Consider the following 20,467-nt stretch of genomic DNA (forward strand, 5'->3'; position numbering starts at 1 on the left):
CTCTTTATTATTATAAAACCTCTTTTTTCTCAGTAAGTAGCTTTTAACCAATTTTTAGATACTATCGCACATTATATTACCACGAACTACAAACCAACTTATGTCCATCTACAGACATAATGACGTTATTTAAAGGAAAAAAACAGATGAAACATGTTCCAATCGTTGTGTTAGATTTTGGAAGCCAGTACACTCAAATCATTGCACGTAAACTCAGAGAATCCGGTGTATACAGTGAGATTGTACCTTATAATGAAAAGATTGAAGACATCAAAGCAAGAACGCCTAAAGGGATTATCCTAAGTGGAGGTCCAGCTTCAGTGTATGCTAAAGATGCGTACCATCCAGACCCAGAAGTATTTGAATTAGGACTTCCTATGTTAGGGATTTGCTACGGTATGCAGTTAATCTCTCAACACTTCGGTGGAAGTGTAATTCCAGCAGACCATCACGAGTATGGAAAAGCGAAGTTAACATTTGAAACACCCAGTGATATTTTCAAAGATACACAAGATGGACAAATTGTTTGGATGTCTCATGGTGATCGAGTAGAGAACATTCCAGAAGGGTTTGAAAAGATTGCAACGAGTGAAAACTCTCCGTATGCTGCCATTGCAGATTTAAATCGATTGGTGTATGCTTTTCAATTTCACCCAGAAGTATACCACTCACAAGAGGGAAGCAAACTGCTTAAAAACTTTGCAAAATATATTTGTAACTGTGAAAGCACTTGGAACATGGGCAGTTTTGCAAAAGAGCAAATTCAAAAGATTCAAGACCAAGTAGGAAGTAAAAAAGTGTTATGTGGTGTTTCAGGTGGGGTTGACTCATCGGTTGTTGCTACGCTTTTAGCTGAAGCCATTGGTGACCAACTTATTCCTGTGTTTGTAGATAATGGATTGTTAAGAGCCAATGAGCGAGAGCAAGTAGAAGCGATGTTTGCTGCTCGTGGAGTGAATCTTATCACAGTAGATGCAAGTGAAACATTTCTTTCAAGACTTGAAGGGGTGACTGACCCAGAAACGAAACGAAAAATCATCGGTGAAACATTCATCGAAGTGTTTGATACAGAGGCTAAAAAACATGATGGTATTGAGTTCTTAGCACAAGGTACATTGTACACAGACGTTATTGAGTCTGTTTCAGTGAAAGGACCTTCTAAAACCATCAAATCTCACCACAACGTAGGTGGACTTCCTGATTGGATGACATTTGAGTTAATCGAGCCATTAAGAGAAATCTTTAAAGATGAAGTTCGAGCTTTAGGATTAGAGCTTGGATTACCAAAAGATATGATTGGACGACACCCTTTCCCTGGTCCTGGACTTGCTATTCGAGTCATGGGGGATGTAAATAAACCAGATTTAGAACTCTTAAGAAAAGCGGACGTTATTATGTTGGACGTGCTTCATGCAACAGGTTTATACGACAAAACGTGGCAAGCCTTTACAGTTTTATTAAACGTAAAATCAGTGGGTGTTATGGGTGATAACAGAACGTATGACAACACGGTATGTGTAAGAATCGTTGAAGCAACCGATGGTATGACTGCAACGTTTGCTCATATTCCTCATGATGTGCTTGAAACCATTTCAAGACGGATTATCAATGAGGTGGATGGGATTAACCGTGTAGTGTACGACATATCTTCTAAGCCACCAGCAACCATCGAATGGGAATAAAAGCTTATCTTTTAAGCAATTTCTACGTCAAATGACCGAATTTATTTCGGTCATTTACTCCTTGTAAATTCCCTCATAAATTCACTCCTTTTCCTTGAAGCCTTCTTAAAATATAAGCTTTATCTAACTAGTATTTTGACCTAACATTTAACTAGTTTGTCTTACACTAATAGTTCATTGAAAGGGTTTACAGAAAATGTTATGTTATCGAGATATTTAAGTAATAAATTTATATAATGTATGTTTAATAAATAGTTATATAAAAAGGAATTGAACACTTGATAATTGAGCTTATTACTATTGCATTATTATTAATTATGGTGATTATGCAATTTTTTGTAAACAAAATCACAAAGATTGTTGCTATATTTACAGGAATTATTTTATTAATTCTACAAAGCCATAACACATATCAAACATATTTACATAATAAATCTGTGGAGAGTAAGCTTAATGATATAAAGTCTTCTGTTGAATTTACAATTGATTGGCAAAAGTCGAAACCAAAGTTAGAATTTATGACTAACAATATTGATGAAAATATAGCTAATCGTCTTGTCGTACCAATAAAAGTTTTTTCACTAGATAATTTAAAACTATCTACTAATATGAATGTTGATTTTCAAAAAATAATTGAAAATGCTTATGAGAATAGTGTCTTTAAATATAAGGAGCTACGCTCTGAAGATGCATTAAAAATATTTAATCTATTTACAGATACTGATGGGAATATTTATCAAGACATTGAAGAAAAAGCAAATATTGGTCATTTATATTTGATGCCTAGAGTAGTTAAAAATAACTATTTAGATTTTGGAATCCAATATTCTGGCATGGAACCATTAGGAAACTTCAATACTTTACAAAAGTTAAATAATACTATCCTGATTACACGAGTTCCTGCATTGGGTGATGTAAAAACTTTTAATTTTATCAAGAGTTTGCAATTAAATTTAGAAACTGATCAAGGGATAAAACGTTTATATTTTAGTAGTAGACGATCTGATAAAGATAGAAAGCTAAAAATCATTGATTACATGGGTATTTATATTCCAAAAGGATTTTTCAAATGATATATAACAAACCAGAGGAGCCAATAAATTACCCTGCGGGAAATTTATTAGCTCCCTTCAAACGTTAACAATACAAAGGAATCGTCATCAGTAGTTTAAATTTTGGAGCTTTTTCATTAGATATTCAATTTTTGATCAAACAACTAAAAATTGATATGAAAGATGATTGGTTTAAGGACACATACAACTACAAAGACTTTTTAAAGCCAGATGTTTTACTTGAATATTTTGACAAAAATATAGTTCAACACAATGGCATATACATACCATCAGAAAAGCTTTTACTGAATATTCCTAAAAAGAACTTTTCTATTAGATATGCACTAGAAACGAATATTTACGACAGGTTTTTATATCAAGGATATCTGAATGAATTAGCACCTTACTATGACCCTTTGCTTTCCGAGAGAGTATACAGTCACAGATATCAAACAAATGAATCTAAAAGAAAAAACTACATTTTCAAACATCCTATTGAGCAATGGAGCAAGTTTATTGGGTACGTTAGAGATGGTTTGCAGAGTAGTGAAAAAGTACTTCTAGAAACTGATATACAAAACTATTTCGAAAATATTAGAATTGAAGATCTCAGTAAAACCTTACAAGAAAATTTGAAAAATATTCAAGCAACAGGTATAGAAAAAATCAGGCTAAGACATGTAATTGACTCCTTAATTAATTCATTGCACCTGTGGAGTTTTAATCACAAGAATGGTCTCCCCCAAAATAGAGACACGTCATCATTTTTAGCCAATATGGTTATGAACGTTGTAGACAAAAAAATGATTGAGGGACATGGGTATGACTATCACAGGTATATGGATGATATCCGAATTGTATGCAATGATAAATATGAAGCAAGAAAAGCATTAAAACAACTGATTATTGAACTTCGAAAGATAGGTTTGAATATCAATTCTGCAAAAACTAAAATAATCGATACTGACCATGAAGAGTATAGCAGTTTGTTTGAAGACGATTTAGATATCAAACGTCTTGACAATATGTTTCGTTCTAGATCACTTCCTGTAATTATGAGAAGTTTTATACCGCTAAAAGGGTATGCCTTACGGCAAATAGCAGAGGGGAATACTCAAGAACGAGGATTTAGATTCAGTATTAACCGTTTGACAACATTGGCAATGTGTAGTGATGTAAATAAGCCAGATGGTTATTTTGATGAAATTACTGACGCTGTCATTACTGAATTGGTTGAGCAACCATTTTCTAGTGATAAATTTATGGATTATCTGAAATCAGTTGAACTTCAAGACTCACATATTGAAAGAATAAAAGCATTGTTACTAAACACTGATCAGTCAATTTATGGATGGCAAAACTATTTATTGTGGCAATTGTTAGTATATAAAAATATTACCGATGATCATTTATTACAGCAAGCTGGTCAAAAATTGTCATCAGTCAGCATTATTGCACCCTCAGATGTGGCAGGTTCAGCTTTATATCTTGGTGCTCAAGGAAGGGAAGCAGAAAAGAATATAGTTGCTGATAATTTCCAGAATTTTAACAACTTTTTTACGCAGAGAAATGCACTAATAGCCTTACATGAACTAAACTACCGAGATATAAAAGAGAAAATTGTTAATGTTGATCCTGCGGTAATAGGAACACTTACAAGAGTTAAGTGTGAATTTAATGGAAAATATTTCCAAGAAAAAACTCCAATTAGTTGGAAGAAAATTTATGACGAAGGAACTAGTTATGAGTGATATTTATATGCATTTTATAGTTTCCCCGTTTGATGATTCTTATGAGCCAAAAATATACGTTTTAGATGAACATGAAAACTGTCAAATAATTAGTTTATCTGAACTTGCAAACTATAAAAAAACCGTTGTGACACACAATTTTTGGATGCTTGTAGAAAGTTTTAGAAAGCAAAAAATTCCCTTACCTACGAATATTTTAGATTTAACATTTCTTTCGAAATTTATAATTGGTAAACCAAAATCTGATTTTAATCATATTAAACCATGGGAGCTATGGGCATTATTGGCACCGTTTTATGAAACAAATAAAGAAGAGCTGGAAGAAGTTAAAAATATATTCTATAGCAAAATTTCATATAAAGAAAATGATTCACTTAAGTTAAAAATTCAATTTTTTCTTAGGCATATCAAATCTTGTAATGACATGCAACTACAAGAATTAAAAGACAAACATGAAGAAGAACGCTTTTTTCGAATTGAACTTCCAGTATATAACCTGATGCTAAACCGTCAATATAATGGCATAAAATATGATGAAACGAAGTTAACAGAAAAGATAAAGCAAATTGAATCAGATTATTATCTGAAATTAAAAAAGTTGAATTTTGAATATTTTATAGATGAAAATGAACTAAGCAATAATAGAATTTATGACTTATTAAAAGAAAAAGAAGCAATTGACTTTACCGAACTTAAATCATATAACAACAATGAAGATTATTTAGATTTACTATCAGAAAACTCGCAACTTGCAAAACTAATTCAAGACATAAAACGCTTAAGAACTGATCGAAGTGCACTGCTGAAGTTTGGCTCTTTGGGTGAAGATAGAATTTATCCTATATTTGATACTCATGGTAGTGTTACAAGTAGAATATTTATTCAAGATCCATTGATACAGTATATTAAAAAATCCTCAAGAGATGTCATAGTTGCAGATGAAGGTAAGAAGTTTATATATGCAGATTATAGGCAGTTTGAGCCTGGTATTCTCGCCAATTTATCTGGTGATAAAACCTTAATCGATATGTACAACTCAAGTGATATATATACTTCTCTGAGTAATGCTGTTTTTGATAATGGAAATCATAGAAAGCTATGCAAAAAACTCTTTTTGGCATATTCATTTGGTATGACGCAAGAAAGTATGGTGAAATTTATAAAATTAAATACTGAATTGATAGATGTAGAAAATAAAGTTGCAAGATTTTTTGGACAGTTTAAACGTATTGAAGAGTTTAAAAATGAACTGTATGCAGAACTGTTGACTAACTCAAAAATTTCTTCTGTTTTCGGGAACAATAGGTATAGAAAATTTGAGGGTGCTTTAAAAGCAGAAGAAAAAAGATGGTGTTTAAGTCAAAAAGTTCAAGGCACTGCATCCTTAATTTTGAAAAATGTAATTTTATCAATCATAAACAAACTTCCAGAAGTAGACATTTTAATCCCAATGCATGATGCTATATTGGTACAAGTAGATTCTGGTCAGTTTGAAACATCTAAAACTGATATTGAAAGAATATTTATAGATGAATACAAATCGATATGTTCAGAGATCAATCCAAAGGTGTCATTTGAAGCTTTTTCGGAAGAAAATTGTTAACAAATCCTAGCACCAAACAGCGAACTGTTTGTGAAGTCAACCGTTATGCGTCACAAGGAAATTCATGTCAAAAGTAACATTGAAAGGTTTTATTTTAGTTCCAGAGTCGGAGCTTGAATTAGTAAAAAATGAGTTGGTAAATCATAAACGTCTTACTCTAGAAGAAAGTGGGTGTATCACGTTTAGTGTCATTCAAAATTCCGAAGACGCTCTTCGCTTCGACGTTTATGAAGAGTTCACGGATAAAGTGGCTTTTGAACAACATCAGAAAAGAGTTAAAGCTTCTCATTGGGGAAAAGTGACAGTAAATGTTGAACGACACTATGAAATTTTTGAGTAAACGCATAACAAACTGTTCAAGCAGATTCGGCATGCGTGGCATTTTTGGTTTGCAGCGATTTTGGTGTTTACGGAGTAGTGCAGAAGCCTTTGTATTGCATGCCTCACTACTTAACAGGGCGTTAATTTTCTAAATATACCTAACTTAAATCACAGCATATAAAATAAACCCCAACTTCAACAAATAAACGTTACAATTCCACAAAATATATAGTACAAGTTTAATTTAATGCCAAACACCAATCAAGAGAATATGCAACAACACCATCATTTTAAAATCTTCAAACCACACAACTGTTTGAGTCAATTCAAACAAGAGGTCATGAAAAACAAAACCTTATTGGGTGATTTGTATGACTTTCCAGAAAATACCATGGCAATTGGAAGGTTAGACCATGACTCAGAAGGATTATTACTGCTCACAACCGATGGTATGATGAGTCACAAGGTTCGAAATAAAAGTATTGAAAAAGAGTACTATGCCCAAGTTGATGGCATCATCACACAAAAAGCGGTCGAACAATTGCAAAAAGGTGTTGAGATAACTGTGAGTGGGAAAAGGTATCAAACACTTCCTTGTAAAGCATTTGCAATAGATGGTGAGCCAGATTTACCACCTCGTGGTCGTTATATAAGGCACGAAAGACATGGACCTACAAGTTGGGTATCGGTAACTGTAAATGAAGGTAAAAAACGTCAGGTTCGAAAAATGACTGCAGCTGTTGGTTTCCCTACATTACGATTGGTGAGAGTTCGTATTGGAGATATTCATATCAATAATTTAATGGCAGGTGATGTTGTTCCTCTAGATAACATTGATGCTGCATTGAGTTGATAACATTAGGTGTTAAACGTTTTATTATCTATTTTCAAAACCTTATACGCTATTATGCTAACAAAATATCTAAATAGGTAACTAATGCAAGAAACAGCACTTAAAATACTAAAATCAGGTCAAAATGTTTTTCTAACAGGATCAGCTGGTACGGGTAAAACCTATGTTTTAAATGAATATATTCACTATCTTAAAGAGCGAAAAATCATTCCTACTATTGTAGCGCCTACGGGTATTGCTGCTTCACATTTAAATGGTCAAACCATACACTCTTATTTTTCACTGGGTCTAAGGGACAGTGTTGATGAGCCTTTTATTTCAAGCTTGTTGGATAAAAAGAAGTTACAAATGAGATTTAAAAAGCTGAAGGTTCTCATTATCGATGAGATATCGATGGTAAGTCCTAATATTTTCAGTGCAATGGATAAAATTCTTCAAGCATTTAAAGAAAACGAAGAACCATTTGGTGGTATCCAAGTGATTCTTTCAGGTGACTTTTTCCAGTTGCCTCCTATCTCACAATCGAATGATTCTAAGAGGTTCTCATGGCAAAGCCCATCTTGGAAAGTACTTGACTTACAAACCTGTTATTTGCAAAAGAAGTTCAGACAAGATGATAATAAACTTATTTTTGTGTTAGATGAAATACGCTCAGGACAAATCTCTGAGCAAACTTATAATATTTTGAATCAAAGATATGAAAAAGAGTTGGCTATAGAATTCACTCCTACGAAACTTTATACCCATAATCTGGACGTGGATAGAATCAATAATGATGAGCTAAACAGGCTTCCATCATTAGGAATTACCTATAACTACAAGAGTGAAGGCGCGAAAACAAATATTGAAAAACTGTTTAAATCTGCTCTTGTTCAAGAAGAGCTTACTTTAAAAAAAGATGCGGTTGTTATGTTTATTAAGAACAATCCAGAAAAGTACTATATCAACGGAACAACAGGTGTTGTGATTGATTTTTCTAAAGATGAACAACCACTTCCAATCGTAAAATTATCAAATGGGTACGTCATAAAAGTAGAATTTGAAGATTGGGCGATTGAAAATGAGAAAGGAAAAGTGTCAGCTAAAATCTCTCAGATACCTTTAAAACTTGCATGGGCGATTACTATTCATAAATCCCAAGGTATGACTCTAGATGCTGCTCAAATTGACTTGTCAAAGACTTTTGAAGTAGGGCAAGGGTATGTTGCTTTATCAAGAATCAAAAATATCGAAGGGTTAAAGCTTATGGGCTTTAATGAAAAAGCATTGAGTGTAGACCCTCTGATTTTAAGTATTGATCCTAGAATTAAACAGGCTTCACAAAAAGCATATGCAAAAATTGAAGCTTACGATGTGAATCAATTAGAACTTATGAATCTATCTTATATTGAAAAGTTAGGTGGACTTGTTGATAAAAAAGCAATCAATAAAGAAAAAGAAGTGTTAGCAAAAGAGCCTCAAATAGAAGAAAAAGTAGCCAATCATATTAAGACAAAAAATCTTGTTGAGTCCTCTTCTTCTTTAGAAATTTTAGCGCACAAAGCAGGTTTTTCTGTTGCTACTATTATGAACCATCTCTGCTTAATCAAAGAAGAAGAACCAAGGTTTGATATCTCAAAATATATGCCAAGTTTGAGTATTGTAAACAAAATAAAACAAGCCATAAATGAAATAGAGAGTGCTAATAATGAAGAAGATTTTACTGAAGATGGAAAGATAAAACTCAAACCAATCTTTGTAAAGTTGAATGAAGAAGTATCATATAACGATATAAAAATGGTTTTAGTTTAAACTATATGAATTAATTTAGGCTATCTTTTATATAATCCAGTATTTATTAATAGTGAAAACAGAAAAAGATAAAGATTGATTGAAAAAATAAAAGAAGCAACATTGAAAATCTCATATCACCGCAGACGTAAAATGAAAACCAGAAGAATTGCCATAAGAGATTTAATAGAGCAAGGCATTGAAGAGCCAAAAGAGTTGGCAAAAGAGCTCAAAGTAACGGTACAAACCATCAAAAGAGATTTAGAAGCGATGAAAAGTATGAGTGAAGAGGATTTCACCTTTCAAAAAAGAGAGAGTTCACAAGAGATATTGGAGAAAAAAGATACGATTCTAAGACTTTTAGACGATGAAGCGTATTACACTGAAAATGGTGATATAAACATTGCTAAAATAACACAAGAGCTTAAAACAAGTCGCGCAACGGTACTTTCCGTTTTAAATGGAGAGTAGAACTCAATATTCAGTCTTGTTTCTGTGTAATAATGCTAAAATGACTTTTTAATCCATATATTTTAAAGGCTTTTTTGTGTCTCTTTTTGCATTACAATCTTTAGCAGGTGGTTTTTTAGATGAAGATTGCGAACATTTTAATAAACGGTTTGATGACTGGTGTCTGCAGTTTGATTCTTATGATGAAGCGAAAATGATATTAGAAACGCTTGAAAACAATGAGCGTATTGATATTGTTGAAATCACCCCTTTAAGTTATCCCAAATATTTTTTCAATGACCTCCAAGGCACGGTTCATGTAACACGACAAATAGGAGATAAAATTGTCTGCGTGGTTGAACCACAAATGGGCGCAAACTTTAGACTTGCCATTTGTGATTTAAATACTAAAAAGGTCAGACTAACAAAAACGAGCTACAAAAGTATTCCCAATGTTGAGAGTGCCTTTGCCAATATAGACGAGTTCGAGAATTGATATCTCCTTTGGAAATAAAACAGATAAAAAGGCACAGAAATAATTCATGTCTCAAATAAAACTGATACAACATGCTGACTATATTGCACTTCATTTACCCTATAACTGCAAAGTATTAAGCTCTGCAGTATTAAATGGTGGGATGTCCAAAGTGGTTTCGTTGTTGAATCTTAAAGTTAATAAAAATGCTTCAGTGTGTGAAGATGCACAAGATACTTTACGCAATAAAGCTTGCACACTTGAACTGCCTGAACCAACTGTGGGTATGATGACTGCGGCATCAATGAAATCTTTAGGTTACACTAAAGAGACCCATAAAGAGTTGGAAGTAGAGTGTTGGGTGACCAGCGGATTGAGTAATTTAAGGCGAGTAGGGGACAGTGCAGATGAAAAGGCGCAAATTTATAGACTCTCTTTTAAAATCTTTCATAATTAAGTTGAAACGCCATAAACCTTTGATATAGTCAATACCATATAAACGTAAGTTTTTAGGGCATTTTACTTATATTCAAGTATGATGAATTGTTCTACCAATTTATTAATATGAAAATATAAGAGGAAACCCATGGCTAAACCCAACTACAATTATGAAAAACGAGCTCGAGAGATAGAAAAACAGAAGAAAAAAGAGGAAAAACGTCTTAAAAAACAGGCGTTAAAAGAGAATACAAGTGAAGAAGAGACACCCGTTTCTCCTGATACATCTGGCGACGAGAACTTACAATAACAACAGCAACCCAATCAGACAAACTACTCGTACTCAATAAACCTAAAGGGTATGTGGTTACACGCTCTGATGAACTGGGGCGAAAAACAGTCTATGAACTTTTACCTGCTTGGGTGTTTGAGGAACAATGGATGCCTATAGGTCGTCTTGATTTAGAATCTAAAGGACTACTTCTGTTTACAAGAGATGGTAAAGTAGGGGATGCTCTGACGCGTCCTGGAAATTGTATTAAGACATATGAAATCTGGGTGAGAGGACATGTCACGGATGAACACCTTACTCAAGCAATAAGAGGTGTTGAGAGTAAATATGGACTTCTCAAAGCTCTTAAAGTTGAAAGAATAGGTATGGGTGGAGCAAAAACAAAACTCAGAATAAAAATAGACGAAGGTAAAAACCGACACATACGTAGACTTTTCGGTTCACTAAAAGACCCAAAGTTTGGGACTCCCTTAAAAGTTTTGAATTTGACTCGTGTGAACATTGGCAGTTTTAAACTGGACATTGAGAGTGGCAAGTGGCGATACCTTACTGTAGAAGAGGAGCAAATGGTTCTTAAGAGCTTAAAATAAAAGAAATAACTCATAATACTCAAAACTCAGTTTCTTCATTTTATACAAAAAGTAAGTCTCTTTTTATAAATTTTAACTACAATTCCACTATTAAAAAGGGTCATAAATGTGGGAACAGTTAAAATCAATCGACAGAGGTGTTTTGTTTATACTTATCAGTGCTCTGCTTGGAGCACTTAACGGTGCAACAGCCAAACTGCTTTCACAAAGCATCGACCCTCTTGAAATTGTCTTTTACAGAAACTTACTTGGATTTATCATCATTTTGTTTACTCTTAAAAAGTTCTCTGTGAGCATTGATACTTCTAAACTGCATCTACTATTTTTACGAGGTTTCTTTGGTGCAGTAGCCATGGTGTTTTTCTTTTATACCATTGCCACTATTCCTTTAGGGGAAGCGGTGGTTTTAAATAAAACTTCGCCCTTTTTTGTCACCATACTTGCCTATTATTTAATGAAAGAGACCATCAGTCTGCGCACATTTTTTGCTCTTTTGATTGGGTTTTTAGGAGTCATTTTTATCATGAAACCATTTGGCATAGAAATCTCTTTTGAACACATTTTAGGGGTTTTAGGTGGTTTCTTTGCAGCAGCTGCGTATGCTACGATTAAAAAAATCAAAGACATCTACGACGCACGCGTGATTATGCTCTCCTTTATGGCAGTTGGATTGCTTATACCTCTGTTTTTAGCCCTTTTTACGCCACTTGTGACCATACACATCTACTCTGAACCCATGATATGGTTGCTTATTGGTTTGATGGCGGTTATTTCAACAACCTCACAATGGTTTTTAACACGCGCTTACAGTATCAGTAAAGCGAGTATCATAGGAGTGGTGAGTTACGCTAATATTCCATTTGCGATTGGTTTTGGGGTGATGTTGGGAGATGCTGTGCCGGATGTGGTTACGTTTATAGGGATTGTGCTTATTATTATCGGTGGTATTACTGTGAGCAAGAAGTCATAACAACACATCTTCATAGATGTGCGTGGTTATAAGTAACTGTATAACAGTGTTGTTGATTGAAAGTGATTTAATATTTGAAAATTTTCATTGGTTTCATTGCTTGTGTATACTTCATTAAAGATTTCACCTTGCGTATCAAGCCAATTATTCAAATCTTCAAGCGTTGCATTTTGTGTACTGTTTTGTTCTGATTGGGAGACTTCAATCGACATATTTTTATAATTTACCTGATTGATCAGATTTAATATATTCGAAGTATCCGTGCTGTTGTCAGTTTCATCTACTCTGTTATAACTTTGTGTGAAAGAGAATGAAATGTCGACATTATATTGTCCTTTGGGCGTTGAGATATTAAATGATTCGGAAAAACCAATTTCAGTTTTATACGTGGTTCTCTCTTTGACAAGATCTTCTTTATTTGGATTTAAAAAGGCTTTGACTCTGTCGGTTTGTTCTCCTGAATGAAGCTCTTTTGCAAGACCTTCCATCTCTTTTTTAGCATTGTCGATACTGCTGGTATCCTTATCATGATGAAATTTCCAGAAATCTGAATCCTCTAAAGGTGAGCTTGAATAGGTATTTAAAATTTGTTCAAAAATCTTTTTTTCAATGAGTTGCTCTTCACTCATTTGTGACTCTTCTATATACTTTGTAGGAAGGTTGCTTACTTCAACATTATTAACACTTTTTGAACTTCCTTCAAGTTTTTGAACCTGTTTCATTTGTTTTGATATATCATTGGTATATTGTTGTAATGAGTCTAATTGATTGATAAGCATTCTCTTTCCTTTTAAACTATTATTAAGAATTGTAAAGTATATTTGCTTAAGTCATGCTTATAAAAGTTTCTAAAATGTGGCATATTCTCTTTTTTTGATGAGAATTGACTGATCATAACTGAATGAAATATATCAGAGTAGTTTAAACTTTTTCATATATAATACTAATTAGAACTATATCTAAAGGAGTAACCATGAAACTCTTAGCATTTGCAGCAAGTAACAGCTCAACGTCAATCAATAAACAGCTGGTCAAATACGCTTCCTCTCTTGTTCCAGCGGATGAAGTAGAGATATTAGATTTAAACGATTATGAACTTCCTTTGTACTCACAAGACAGAAATGATGCCATTGGTGAACCTGCTTTGGCACAACAATTCCTAGATAAAATTGCTTCAGCAGATGCCATTATCATCTCCTTTGCAGAGCACAACCTCTCATATTCAGTGGCATATAAAAATATTTTTGATTGGGCTTCTCGGATCAATATGAGAGTTTTTCAAAACAAACCCATGATTATGATGGCAACTTCTCCTGGGGAAAGAGGGGGCTTAAGTGTACTTGAAACTGCTGTAAAAACCGCACCGTTTTTCAAAGGAGAGGTTAAAGGACAATTCTCTTTGCCATTTTTTCAAGATAATTTTGACACCCTCAAAGGGGTTATTTCTAATAAAGAGAAAGATGAAGAGCTTAAAGTCGTTTTAAAACAATTGATGTAGTTATACCACTACATCAATTGAGTTGATGACTCCTAAACCCGAACCATCCTCTTTTATGAAAAAGCCATTGCTTTTTTGCACTGCTTGAATGTCTTCAAACCCTTTTTGATAAGTAAAGCCACTTTGTGCTTCTCCTAAGTAGATGGCTCCTACATTGGCATCCACCAATGAAATCAATGAATTGTTTCCTTGTTCATCAATGCTCCATATTTTGAGTTTATCAAAAATGGCATCGTTTTCATCAATAAAGTTGTTGTGATCACGGTCAAATTGTGCCAACTCTTTAAAGCCATTGTTCGTTTGAGGTCCAAAGAGTTCACTGCCGTTATCAATTTTTTCATTGCTATTTTTATCCCATGCTAAGAAACCTGCACCGTGTTTTAAATAAGGCACCATCTCTGTGCTGCCATCATTGTCTAAATCAAATGCAAATCGTGTGGAGCTTAAGTTATCAAATGGATTTATCTCTTCATCAAAATTGATAATAAGAGGATCGATAAAACTTTGATCTCCAATGACCATTTGAGTACTTCGTGATTCATAAAGTTCTTGCGAAAACGAAAGGTCAATGCTCATCTCAAAGCTTTGAGTGGGTGTTTGAAACTTCACAGTTGCAGAAAAGTTGACACTTTGTTTTTGATAGTACTCTTCATGTGTTTGAAAGACCATTGCTTTTAACTCTTGTGCCGCTTGCGCTTTATAAGGATTAGAAGCAGTATTGTAAGGGTTGGGTGCTGCAATAAAATTGTTCACGGGTTGGTTGGTTGTTTTTTTAGCAGGATGAACTTCAAGTTCTTGTTCACTATAGAGTCTTCGAAGCAGGGCTTCGATAATCATTTTATTAATACGATCTTCTAAACTCATTTGATCTTCAGAGTTATAAACCACACGTTCATATCGAATGGTTGTGGTGCTTGCTTGTTGAAAATCAAGCACAAAGGCATTGCTGGTTGTGTTGTTGTCGTTGTTATTTTCATTTTTTGCCCCATAGTGCAACTGTAATGATGTGCTTGAAGTATGTTCATACGTGAAGGATGATTGAGAGTAGAGTCCTACTTGTGCATTTTCAATAATCATGACGGCTCCTTTTTAAACTAATTATAAGAATTGTATTATAAAATAAAATAATTGTCAAGATTATTTTTTGGAGTCTCTTTAAATTCACCAAACTAGTTTTATAAGTAAATATTACATTAAAATCATTTTTTGTATGATGGTATTTATTTCATAAAAGGAGTTCATCATGTCAAAAAAGATCCTTATCATAGCAGGAGATTTTGTAGAAGATTACGAGTTGATGGTGCCATTTCAGTGTTTAAAAATGTTGGGGCATGAAGTCGATGTGGTTTGTCCTGATAAAAGAGCACAAGAGCAGATTAAAACAGCCATTCATGACTTTGAAGGGGATCAAACGTACAGTGAAAAACCTGGGCATAATTTTACTTTGAATGCCACATTTGATGATGTGAATGCCTCTTCGTATGATGCATTGGTGATACCAGGTGGACGAGCTCCTGAGTATATTCGTCTCAATCAAAGAGTGTTGGAGATTGTGCAAGAGTTCGATAATAACAAAAAACCCATTGCCTCTATTTGTCATGGAATTCAAGTTTTAGTCGCTGCTGGTATTATAAAAGACCGGACGTGTTCGTGTTATCCTGCTTGCGCACCCGATGTGAATATCAATGGCGGTAAATGGGTGGACATAGGATTTGAAGATGCCTATGTCGATGACAACCTAGTCACTGCAGCTGCGTGGCCTGCACACCCCGCTTGGTTGGCTAAATTCAATGAGCTGTTATAAGTGTTTATTTTGAAATTTGTTCTTTTTTTATTGTCTCCTTTTTTACTTTATGCACAAACGGTGTTGAATTTTCAAAGTGAAAACAGACAAATAGAAGTAAAAAAACTCTTTTCCAACTTAGGCGTGCCTTGGGGCATGACCTTTGTGGGTAACAAAGAGTTGCTTGTGACTTTAAAAGAGGGTACATTTGTTTTGCTTGATACACAAAGTGGTACAAAAAAAGTTTTAAAAGCACGTATAGATGTCCTGCTTAATGGTCAAGGTGGTTTACTGGATATTCAAACTTCTCCAAACTTTAAAAATGACAGAACCGTTTACTTTACGTATGTGAAAAGTGTCGATAATCAAGGGGCAACCACTTTGGCTAAAGCAAGATTTGAAAGTGGTGAACTGCACGATATGCAAGATATAGTTGTCACTCAATCACAAAGTGATACTTCACGACACTTTGGAAGTCGTATCACTTTTGATGAGCAAGAACATCTTTTCTTTGGTGTGGGGGACAGAGGTGTACGTTCCAATGGACAAGACCTCTTAACTCATGCAGGAAGTATCTTACGTCTGAACTTGGATGGGTCTGTTCCAAAAGACAACCCTTTTGTAAAAGAGAACAGAGCACGCCCTGAGATATACAGTTATGGACACCGTAATCCACAAGGACTTTACTTTGATAAAATAAACCAACGATTGATTGAAGGAGAGCATGGACCACGAGGTGGAGATGAAGTCAATATTATTCAAAAAGGTGCCAACTATGGTTGGGCAACGATTTCATATGGTAAAGAGTATTGGAATCCATTGCCAGTAGGTGAAGGTACTCATAAAAAAGGGATGGAACAACCCTTGAAAGTTTATATTCCTTCTATCGCTCCCAGTTCCTTAATTGTTTATCAAGGAGAAATGAACTCACCTTTTAGAGGCAATATTTTCCAAGGGGCTTTAAAATTGACACATTTGAATCGTTTAGTTTTAGATGACAAAGATAATGTCATTACAAAGGAGCGATGGTTAGAGGATATGCATGAGCGTATTCGTAATGTCATTGAAGACAACAGTGGCAATCTTCTTATCTCTACAGACAGTGGCAATATCTATCAACTTATTTTAAAGTGACACAAACAACTCTTCAAACATTCAGTTTATAAAGCATGGTATAAATCTTGCATATAAATATAGATATGAATGAAAGAAGAGGATGGTGTCATGAATACATTACGAAAAACAGAAGAGTTTTATAAACCTTTTGAAACTGAGAAACATCAACTGAACAATGACGTGATGGATGAATTGCATCATGAATTTTTAGATATATATAACAGTGTTGATACGACCAATATAAAAAGTTTTCAAGAGAAACTTACGGTGCTTTTAGCCCACAGTAAAAAACACTTCTCACAAGAAGAAGAGCTGATGGATGCATATGGATATCCTACAAGTAAAGAGCACAAAGACGAACACAATAAAGTACTGGCAGAGATGCAGTATTTTTTAGACTTAAGTCGTACGCTATTTGGTCAAAAGATGCTCAAAGCCTACTATATGGAGAAGATTCCTTCATGGTTTGATTTACATTTGTTAAGTATGGACAGTGACTTGGCCTATTTTTTAAAAAAGGTGCAATGATGTTCAGCCAAAGTACTTTGACATGGATGAAACAAAACGACTATGACCCACAAGATATTAATAAAGTAGGGCAATACGGAAACACAGCTTTGATGAAAGCCGTACGAGAAGCCAGAGCAGATATTACCAAAGAGTTGCTTGATGCCAGTGCTCAACTTGAAGTGAAAAATATCGATGGTAACACCGCATTGTGGAATGCCTGTTTTGGTCAAGACTTTGAGTGTGTTAGATTGCTTGTGGAAGCGGGAATTAAACTGGACTCTAAAAACGACAATGGGGTGACGGCTTTGATGTATTGTGCCAGTGCTGGAAAAGAGGACATGGTCCAACTGCTGTTACATTACAATGCCAATAAAGAGTTGTCCAACTTAGATGACTTTAAAGCCATTGACTTAGCTGCAACATCTAAAATATATAGGCTACTTAAATAAATTCATTGTTTGATTCATTTATCTTTTAAAAATTTGAAATGAGATTGTCTATATGAAGAAGGAAAACAGATGCAATTTTTACTAAAACCCACAGTGATATTTTATGAGAAAACAGGATGTCTAGGTAATGCACGTCAAAAATCATTGCTTAAAAAGCATGGAGTAGAGTTTGAAGTGAGAAGTATGCTTGATACAGTTTGGACAAAAGAGAGTTTAGAGCCTTTTTTTGATGGTTTAGAAGTAGAGCAAATCATCAATCCTTTTGCGCCTGCAATTAAAAATAGCGAGATAACAGTTGAGAGTTTGAGTAAAGAACAAGCTGTTGAGTTGATGATACAAGAGCCTATTTTAATCAAACGACCACTTCTACAAATCAATCAACAATATTTTTGTGGTTTTGATATTTCAATACTTAACGCTGTATTGAATATTCATATGCCCATACCTGAAAACATCAATACCTGTACAAGCAGTGAAATATGCAAGAGTGTTTAAAAAATATTTGTACAGAGTTTGAAAAACTCAAAGGTTTTTTAAACGGTGCCACGTCAGAGCAAGAGCAGTTGGTCAATACACTCTTTGAAAAGTTTATGGATTGTTTTGAGCATTTAAAAGCGGAGAAGTTAGAGTATCCTAAAGAGTTTATCAATGATGTACGACTCTATAATGAAGGGTTTGAACCCATTTATAAAAAATTTGCAGACATTCAAATACGTTATTTGATGCTGAGTGATTTTTATGATTTTGCACGATTGACCAAGCGTTACATTAAAGAATAGCTTTTCTAGATAGCGGAATAGTTTTTGCATAGAATAAGGCAAATTATTTAAAAGGACAAACAATGGCTACACCTATGGAGTTTATTAAAGCAAATGAATTGGATTGGCAACCATCTTTAAACGCAGATTTAAGTGACGGATTACATGGTTACAGAGGGGCTTTAATCGTTGAAGCAGGTAAACAAATCTCACCAGATCGAAAATTGCCTCCCAAAATCCAAGCTAAGCAAGTGATTATGATAAGTAAAGATGAAAAAATCAAATTTTTCTCATGTGAATTAGAGAGTTTCCATCACTTTAAACCAATGATGGAAAAATATGGTCAATTCTTTGATGCTGATTCTTTAGTACTTTTATATGTAACTGACTTAGATGCAAACGGTACATTTGAGTACAAAGATGTTACAATCACAGCAATTATGTTAGATGAGAGTTCAGTATGGAATGAACTTTTAGAGGTAGCTTCATTGGATAAAAGTGATATGAAAGCATATAAAAAAGCTGAAGAAAAGATTGAAAAACTTTACGAAGAGTTATTAGACTCTGATGTGAAAGAGACTCCTAGAACGTACGATGAAATGTGTTCTTTTATTGGTGAGAGTTCTAAACAATTAATGGGTGCAGTTTAATTTGAGTATAAAGAGGTTATTTTGCCTCTTTATATTTTTCAACTTCTTTGACACTGTTAACTGCTGCAGGAAGCAGTGCTTCACTTAATGCTGGGTGAATATACAACATCTCTTTTAAATGTCGAATATCATTATCTAAATGCATAACTGCTAACACTTGATGCATCATGGTCGCACTTTGAGGGCCCACCAAATGACATCCCAAAATCTCATAATTATTTGGATTAATGATAAATTTTGTAATAGGGTATTTCAATTTTGTTGATTCCGCTTTGGCACTGGCTAACCAATTGGTCACACTGCTTACATAGGCTATTCCTTCCTCTTTGGCTTTTTCTTCAGTAATTCCTACACTTGCAATCTCAGGTTCACAAAAGACGGCGTGAGGCATGTATTTAAATTTTAAAGGCTCTTTTTTATCTTCATAGAGATATTTTTCCATGTGATTGACTTCATATGCTGCTGCATGTTGTAACATATATTCTCCACCTGCATCACCTACAACATACACATCTTTTGCAGTAGTTTCAAAGAACTCATTGCGTTTGATAAAACCTCGTTTATCCAGTTCAATGTTTGTTGCTTCAAGGTTTAAAAGGTCTGCATTAGATTCTCGTCCTGTTGCATATAAAAGCGCTTCACAAGAGTGAGGTGTGGTTTGTCTCTCTTTATTTTCTAAAATCAGTTCAAATACTTGTTTGCTTTCATTGTAATGAGTCTCTTTGATGGTGGTATTAAAAGCAACATCCACATTTTTACTGAACTCTTCTTGAAAGACTGCTTGTATTTCACCATCTTCGTTTTTGAGTAGTTCCCCGCTTCGAACGAGCAGTTTTGTCTTTATACCCACTGCATCAAAGAAGTTAGCAAGCTCCACAGCAATAAAACCAGAACCTACAATGGCAATGCTTTTTGGTACTTTTTTTAAAGGAAAAATATCGTCACTGCTCCATGCTTTTTCATGTGGTGGTTTCATGGGTCTGGTTCCAGTTGCTATGACAATCTGTTTGGCGGTGAGTTGCTCACCATTAACTTCAATAACCTTATTACTTACAAATTTTCCTTCACCTCTGAATACAGTGACGTTTTCATTAAACTTCTTTTGGTAGTTTTCATCGATTTTTGAGATATAGTGGTTTGTTTTTTCAAAGATTTTCTCCACATCGATTTTTTTAATCGTAGCATCGATATAGTGGCGTTTGGCTTCTTGAATCGCTCTTGATACTTCCGCATATCCTATGAGCAGTTTAGATGGCACGCACCCTCTGTTGGGACACGTTCCCCCCAAAGCTGATTTTTCTATGACGGCAACTTTTTTGCCTTTTTTTGCAGCATTTTTAGCTAAACTGGTGGCTCGTCCTCCACCTAAAACAATTAGGTCAAACTCTTTCATGGCAACACCTTTAATAATAGTTTATATATAATAACGAAAAAATATTAAGGACAACGATGTCCG

The 20,467-nt window shown here is 34.4% G+C and carries 24 protein-coding genes; 21 read left to right on the top strand and 3 right to left on the bottom strand.

The annotated features are described in order from the left end of the window. Positions 1–146: 146 nt before the first annotated feature. The 13 genes from guaA (at position 147) to CRV04_RS03210 (ending at position 12,247) form a co-directional block, all read left to right on the top strand. Entirely contained in the window at positions 147–1,682 is a 1,536-nt protein-coding gene (gene guaA / locus CRV04_RS03155) for a glutamine-hydrolyzing GMP synthase (protein WP_128995309.1), read from the top strand. Positions 1,683–1,960: 278 nt separating this feature from the next. After that, entirely contained in the window at positions 1,961–2,755 is a 795-nt protein-coding gene (locus tag CRV04_RS03160) for a hypothetical protein (protein WP_128995311.1), read from the top strand. A gap of 155 nt (positions 2,756–2,910) precedes the next feature. Beyond that, positions 2,911–4,485, top strand: a complete 1,575-nt coding sequence (locus CRV04_RS03165) for an RNA-directed DNA polymerase (protein ID WP_128995313.1) — start codon at positions 2,911–2,913, stop codon at positions 4,483–4,485. After that, positions 4,478–6,088, top strand: coding sequence for a DNA polymerase (locus tag CRV04_RS03170; protein WP_164969112.1), 1,611 nt, complete (start codon positions 4,478–4,480; stop codon positions 6,086–6,088). Before CRV04_RS03165 ends, CRV04_RS03170 begins: the two co-directional genes overlap by 8 nt. A gap of 64 nt (positions 6,089–6,152) precedes the next feature. Then, entirely contained in the window at positions 6,153–6,428 is a 276-nt protein-coding gene (locus CRV04_RS03175) for a putative quinol monooxygenase (protein ID WP_128995317.1), read from the top strand. A 228-nt stretch (positions 6,429–6,656) separates the two neighbouring features. Next, entirely contained in the window at positions 6,657–7,262 is a 606-nt protein-coding gene (locus tag CRV04_RS03180) for a pseudouridine synthase (RefSeq protein ID WP_128995319.1), read from the top strand. An 84-nt stretch (positions 7,263–7,346) separates the two neighbouring features. Further along, positions 7,347–9,053: an AAA family ATPase gene (locus CRV04_RS03185; protein ID WP_128995321.1), complete on the top strand. Its 1,707-nt coding sequence runs from the start codon at positions 7,347–7,349 to the stop codon at positions 9,051–9,053. A 75-nt stretch (positions 9,054–9,128) separates the two neighbouring features. Beyond that, positions 9,129–9,503 carry an HTH domain-containing protein gene (locus CRV04_RS03190; protein WP_228126458.1) on the top strand — a complete coding sequence of 125 codons (375 nt, stop codon included), beginning with the start codon at positions 9,129–9,131 and terminating at the stop codon, positions 9,501–9,503. Positions 9,504–9,579: 76 nt separating this feature from the next. After that, the gene (locus CRV04_RS03195) at positions 9,580–9,978 is read left to right on the top strand and encodes a hypothetical protein (RefSeq protein ID WP_128995323.1); all 399 of its coding nucleotides are present in this window, start codon (positions 9,580–9,582) and stop codon (positions 9,976–9,978) included. 46 nt (positions 9,979–10,024) lie between these two features. After that, positions 10,025–10,414, top strand: a complete 390-nt coding sequence (locus CRV04_RS03200; protein WP_128995325.1) for an adenosylcobinamide amidohydrolase — start codon at positions 10,025–10,027, stop codon at positions 10,412–10,414. Positions 10,415–10,543: 129 nt separating this feature from the next. After that, positions 10,544–10,705: a hypothetical protein gene (locus CRV04_RS12850; protein WP_164969113.1), complete on the top strand. Its 162-nt coding sequence runs from the start codon at positions 10,544–10,546 to the stop codon at positions 10,703–10,705. Continuing rightward, positions 10,702–11,277, top strand: coding sequence for a pseudouridine synthase (locus tag CRV04_RS03205; protein ID WP_128995327.1), 576 nt, complete (start codon positions 10,702–10,704; stop codon positions 11,275–11,277). The genes CRV04_RS12850 and CRV04_RS03205 overlap by 4 nt, the downstream gene beginning before the upstream one ends. 106 nt (positions 11,278–11,383) lie before the next feature. Then, entirely contained in the window at positions 11,384–12,247 is an 864-nt protein-coding gene (locus CRV04_RS03210) for a DMT family transporter (RefSeq protein WP_164969114.1), read from the top strand. Between the two features lie 26 nt (positions 12,248–12,273). Here the strand turns inward: CRV04_RS03210 and CRV04_RS03215 are convergent, their stop codons facing one another. Next, the gene (locus CRV04_RS03215; RefSeq protein ID WP_128995329.1) at positions 12,274–13,026 is read right to left on the bottom strand and encodes a hypothetical protein; all 753 of its coding nucleotides are present in this window, start codon (positions 13,024–13,026) and stop codon (positions 12,274–12,276) included. 194 nt (positions 13,027–13,220) lie between these two features. Here CRV04_RS03215 and CRV04_RS03220 point away from each other — a divergent pair, with 194 nt between their 5' ends. Next, complete coding sequence (locus tag CRV04_RS03220; protein WP_128995331.1) at positions 13,221–13,745, top strand: NADPH-dependent FMN reductase; 525 nt, start codon at positions 13,221–13,223, stop codon at positions 13,743–13,745. On the opposite strand, the gene CRV04_RS03225 is transcribed toward CRV04_RS03220, so the two are convergent. After that, on the bottom strand, positions 13,746–14,822 hold the full coding sequence (locus CRV04_RS03225) for a hypothetical protein (RefSeq protein WP_128995333.1): 1,077 nt from the start codon (positions 14,820–14,822) through the stop codon (positions 13,746–13,748). A gap of 166 nt (positions 14,823–14,988) precedes the next feature. On the opposite strand from CRV04_RS03225, the gene CRV04_RS03230 reads away from it, so the two are divergent. The 7 genes from CRV04_RS03230 to CRV04_RS03260 all read left to right on the top strand — a co-directional run bounded on the left by CRV04_RS03230 (position 14,989) and on the right by CRV04_RS03260 (position 19,011). Next, positions 14,989–15,549: a DJ-1/PfpI family protein gene (locus CRV04_RS03230; RefSeq protein WP_228126459.1), complete on the top strand. Its 561-nt coding sequence runs from the start codon at positions 14,989–14,991 to the stop codon at positions 15,547–15,549. 9 nt (positions 15,550–15,558) lie between these two features. Further along, positions 15,559–16,662: a PQQ-dependent sugar dehydrogenase gene (locus CRV04_RS03235; protein WP_128995337.1), complete on the top strand. Its 1,104-nt coding sequence runs from the start codon at positions 15,559–15,561 to the stop codon at positions 16,660–16,662. 90 nt (positions 16,663–16,752) lie between these two features. Further along, positions 16,753–17,172 carry a bacteriohemerythrin gene (locus CRV04_RS03240; RefSeq protein ID WP_128995339.1) on the top strand — a complete coding sequence of 140 codons (420 nt, stop codon included), beginning with the start codon at positions 16,753–16,755 and terminating at the stop codon, positions 17,170–17,172. After that, a complete protein-coding gene (locus CRV04_RS03245) occupies positions 17,172–17,603 on the top strand; it encodes an ankyrin repeat domain-containing protein (RefSeq protein WP_228126460.1) in 432 nt (143 codons plus the stop codon). Before CRV04_RS03240 ends, CRV04_RS03245 begins: the two co-directional genes overlap by 1 nt. Positions 17,604–17,672: 69 nt before the next feature. Then, positions 17,673–18,098: an ArsC/Spx/MgsR family protein gene (locus tag CRV04_RS03250; protein ID WP_128995343.1), complete on the top strand. Its 426-nt coding sequence runs from the start codon at positions 17,673–17,675 to the stop codon at positions 18,096–18,098. Beyond that, positions 18,083–18,382: a hypothetical protein gene (locus CRV04_RS03255; protein ID WP_128995344.1), complete on the top strand. Its 300-nt coding sequence runs from the start codon at positions 18,083–18,085 to the stop codon at positions 18,380–18,382. The genes CRV04_RS03250 and CRV04_RS03255 overlap by 16 nt, the downstream gene beginning before the upstream one ends. A 62-nt stretch (positions 18,383–18,444) precedes the next feature. Next, positions 18,445–19,011 carry a hypothetical protein gene (locus tag CRV04_RS03260; protein ID WP_128995346.1) on the top strand — a complete coding sequence of 189 codons (567 nt, stop codon included), beginning with the start codon at positions 18,445–18,447 and terminating at the stop codon, positions 19,009–19,011. Between the two features lie 16 nt (positions 19,012–19,027). Here the strand turns inward: CRV04_RS03260 and CRV04_RS03265 are convergent, their stop codons facing one another. Next, positions 19,028–20,404 carry a dihydrolipoyl dehydrogenase family protein gene (locus CRV04_RS03265; RefSeq protein ID WP_128995348.1) on the bottom strand — a complete coding sequence of 459 codons (1,377 nt, stop codon included), beginning with the start codon at positions 20,402–20,404 and terminating at the stop codon, positions 19,028–19,030. Positions 20,405–20,467: the final 63 nt, after the last annotated feature.

The organism is Candidatus Marinarcus aquaticus (genome assembly GCF_004116335.1).
In the GTDB taxonomy this organism is placed as follows: domain Bacteria; phylum Campylobacterota; class Campylobacteria; order Campylobacterales; family Arcobacteraceae; genus Marinarcus; species Marinarcus aquaticus.

Coding starts and splice junctions, on each gene's coding strand:
- CRV04_RS03240 (WP_128995339.1), top strand. CDS start 16,753: ATGAATACATTACGAAAAACAGAAGAGTTTTATAAACCTTTTGAAACT.
- CRV04_RS03200 (WP_128995325.1), top strand. CDS start 10,025: ATGTCTCAAATAAAACTGATACAACATGCTGACTATATTGCACTTCAT.
- CRV04_RS03260 (WP_128995346.1), top strand. CDS start 18,445: ATGGCTACACCTATGGAGTTTATTAAAGCAAATGAATTGGATTGGCAA.
- CRV04_RS03170 (WP_164969112.1), top strand. CDS start 4,478: ATGAGTGATATTTATATGCATTTTATAGTTTCCCCGTTTGATGATTCT.
- CRV04_RS03220 (WP_128995331.1), top strand. CDS start 13,221: ATGAAACTCTTAGCATTTGCAGCAAGTAACAGCTCAACGTCAATCAAT.
- CRV04_RS03250 (WP_128995343.1), top strand. CDS start 17,673: ATGCAATTTTTACTAAAACCCACAGTGATATTTTATGAGAAAACAGGA.
- CRV04_RS12850 (WP_164969113.1), top strand. CDS start 10,544: ATGGCTAAACCCAACTACAATTATGAAAAACGAGCTCGAGAGATAGAA.
- guaA (WP_128995309.1), top strand. CDS start 147: ATGAAACATGTTCCAATCGTTGTGTTAGATTTTGGAAGCCAGTACACT.
- CRV04_RS03165 (WP_128995313.1), top strand. CDS start 2,911: ATGAAAGATGATTGGTTTAAGGACACATACAACTACAAAGACTTTTTA.
- CRV04_RS03180 (WP_128995319.1), top strand. CDS start 6,657: ATGCCAAACACCAATCAAGAGAATATGCAACAACACCATCATTTTAAA.
- CRV04_RS03245 (WP_228126460.1), top strand. CDS start 17,172: ATGTTCAGCCAAAGTACTTTGACATGGATGAAACAAAACGACTATGAC.
- CRV04_RS03185 (WP_128995321.1), top strand. CDS start 7,347: ATGCAAGAAACAGCACTTAAAATACTAAAATCAGGTCAAAATGTTTTT.
- CRV04_RS03225 (WP_128995333.1), bottom strand. CDS start 14,822: ATGATTATTGAAAATGCACAAGTAGGACTCTACTCTCAATCATCCTTC.
- CRV04_RS03265 (WP_128995348.1), bottom strand. CDS start 20,404: ATGAAAGAGTTTGACCTAATTGTTTTAGGTGGAGGACGAGCCACCAGT.
- CRV04_RS03210 (WP_164969114.1), top strand. CDS start 11,384: ATGTGGGAACAGTTAAAATCAATCGACAGAGGTGTTTTGTTTATACTT.
- CRV04_RS03175 (WP_128995317.1), top strand. CDS start 6,153: ATGTCAAAAGTAACATTGAAAGGTTTTATTTTAGTTCCAGAGTCGGAG.
- CRV04_RS03230 (WP_228126459.1), top strand. CDS start 14,989: ATGTCAAAAAAGATCCTTATCATAGCAGGAGATTTTGTAGAAGATTAC.
- CRV04_RS03255 (WP_128995344.1), top strand. CDS start 18,083: ATGCAAGAGTGTTTAAAAAATATTTGTACAGAGTTTGAAAAACTCAAA.
- CRV04_RS03215 (WP_128995329.1), bottom strand. CDS start 13,026: ATGCTTATCAATCAATTAGACTCATTACAACAATATACCAATGATATA.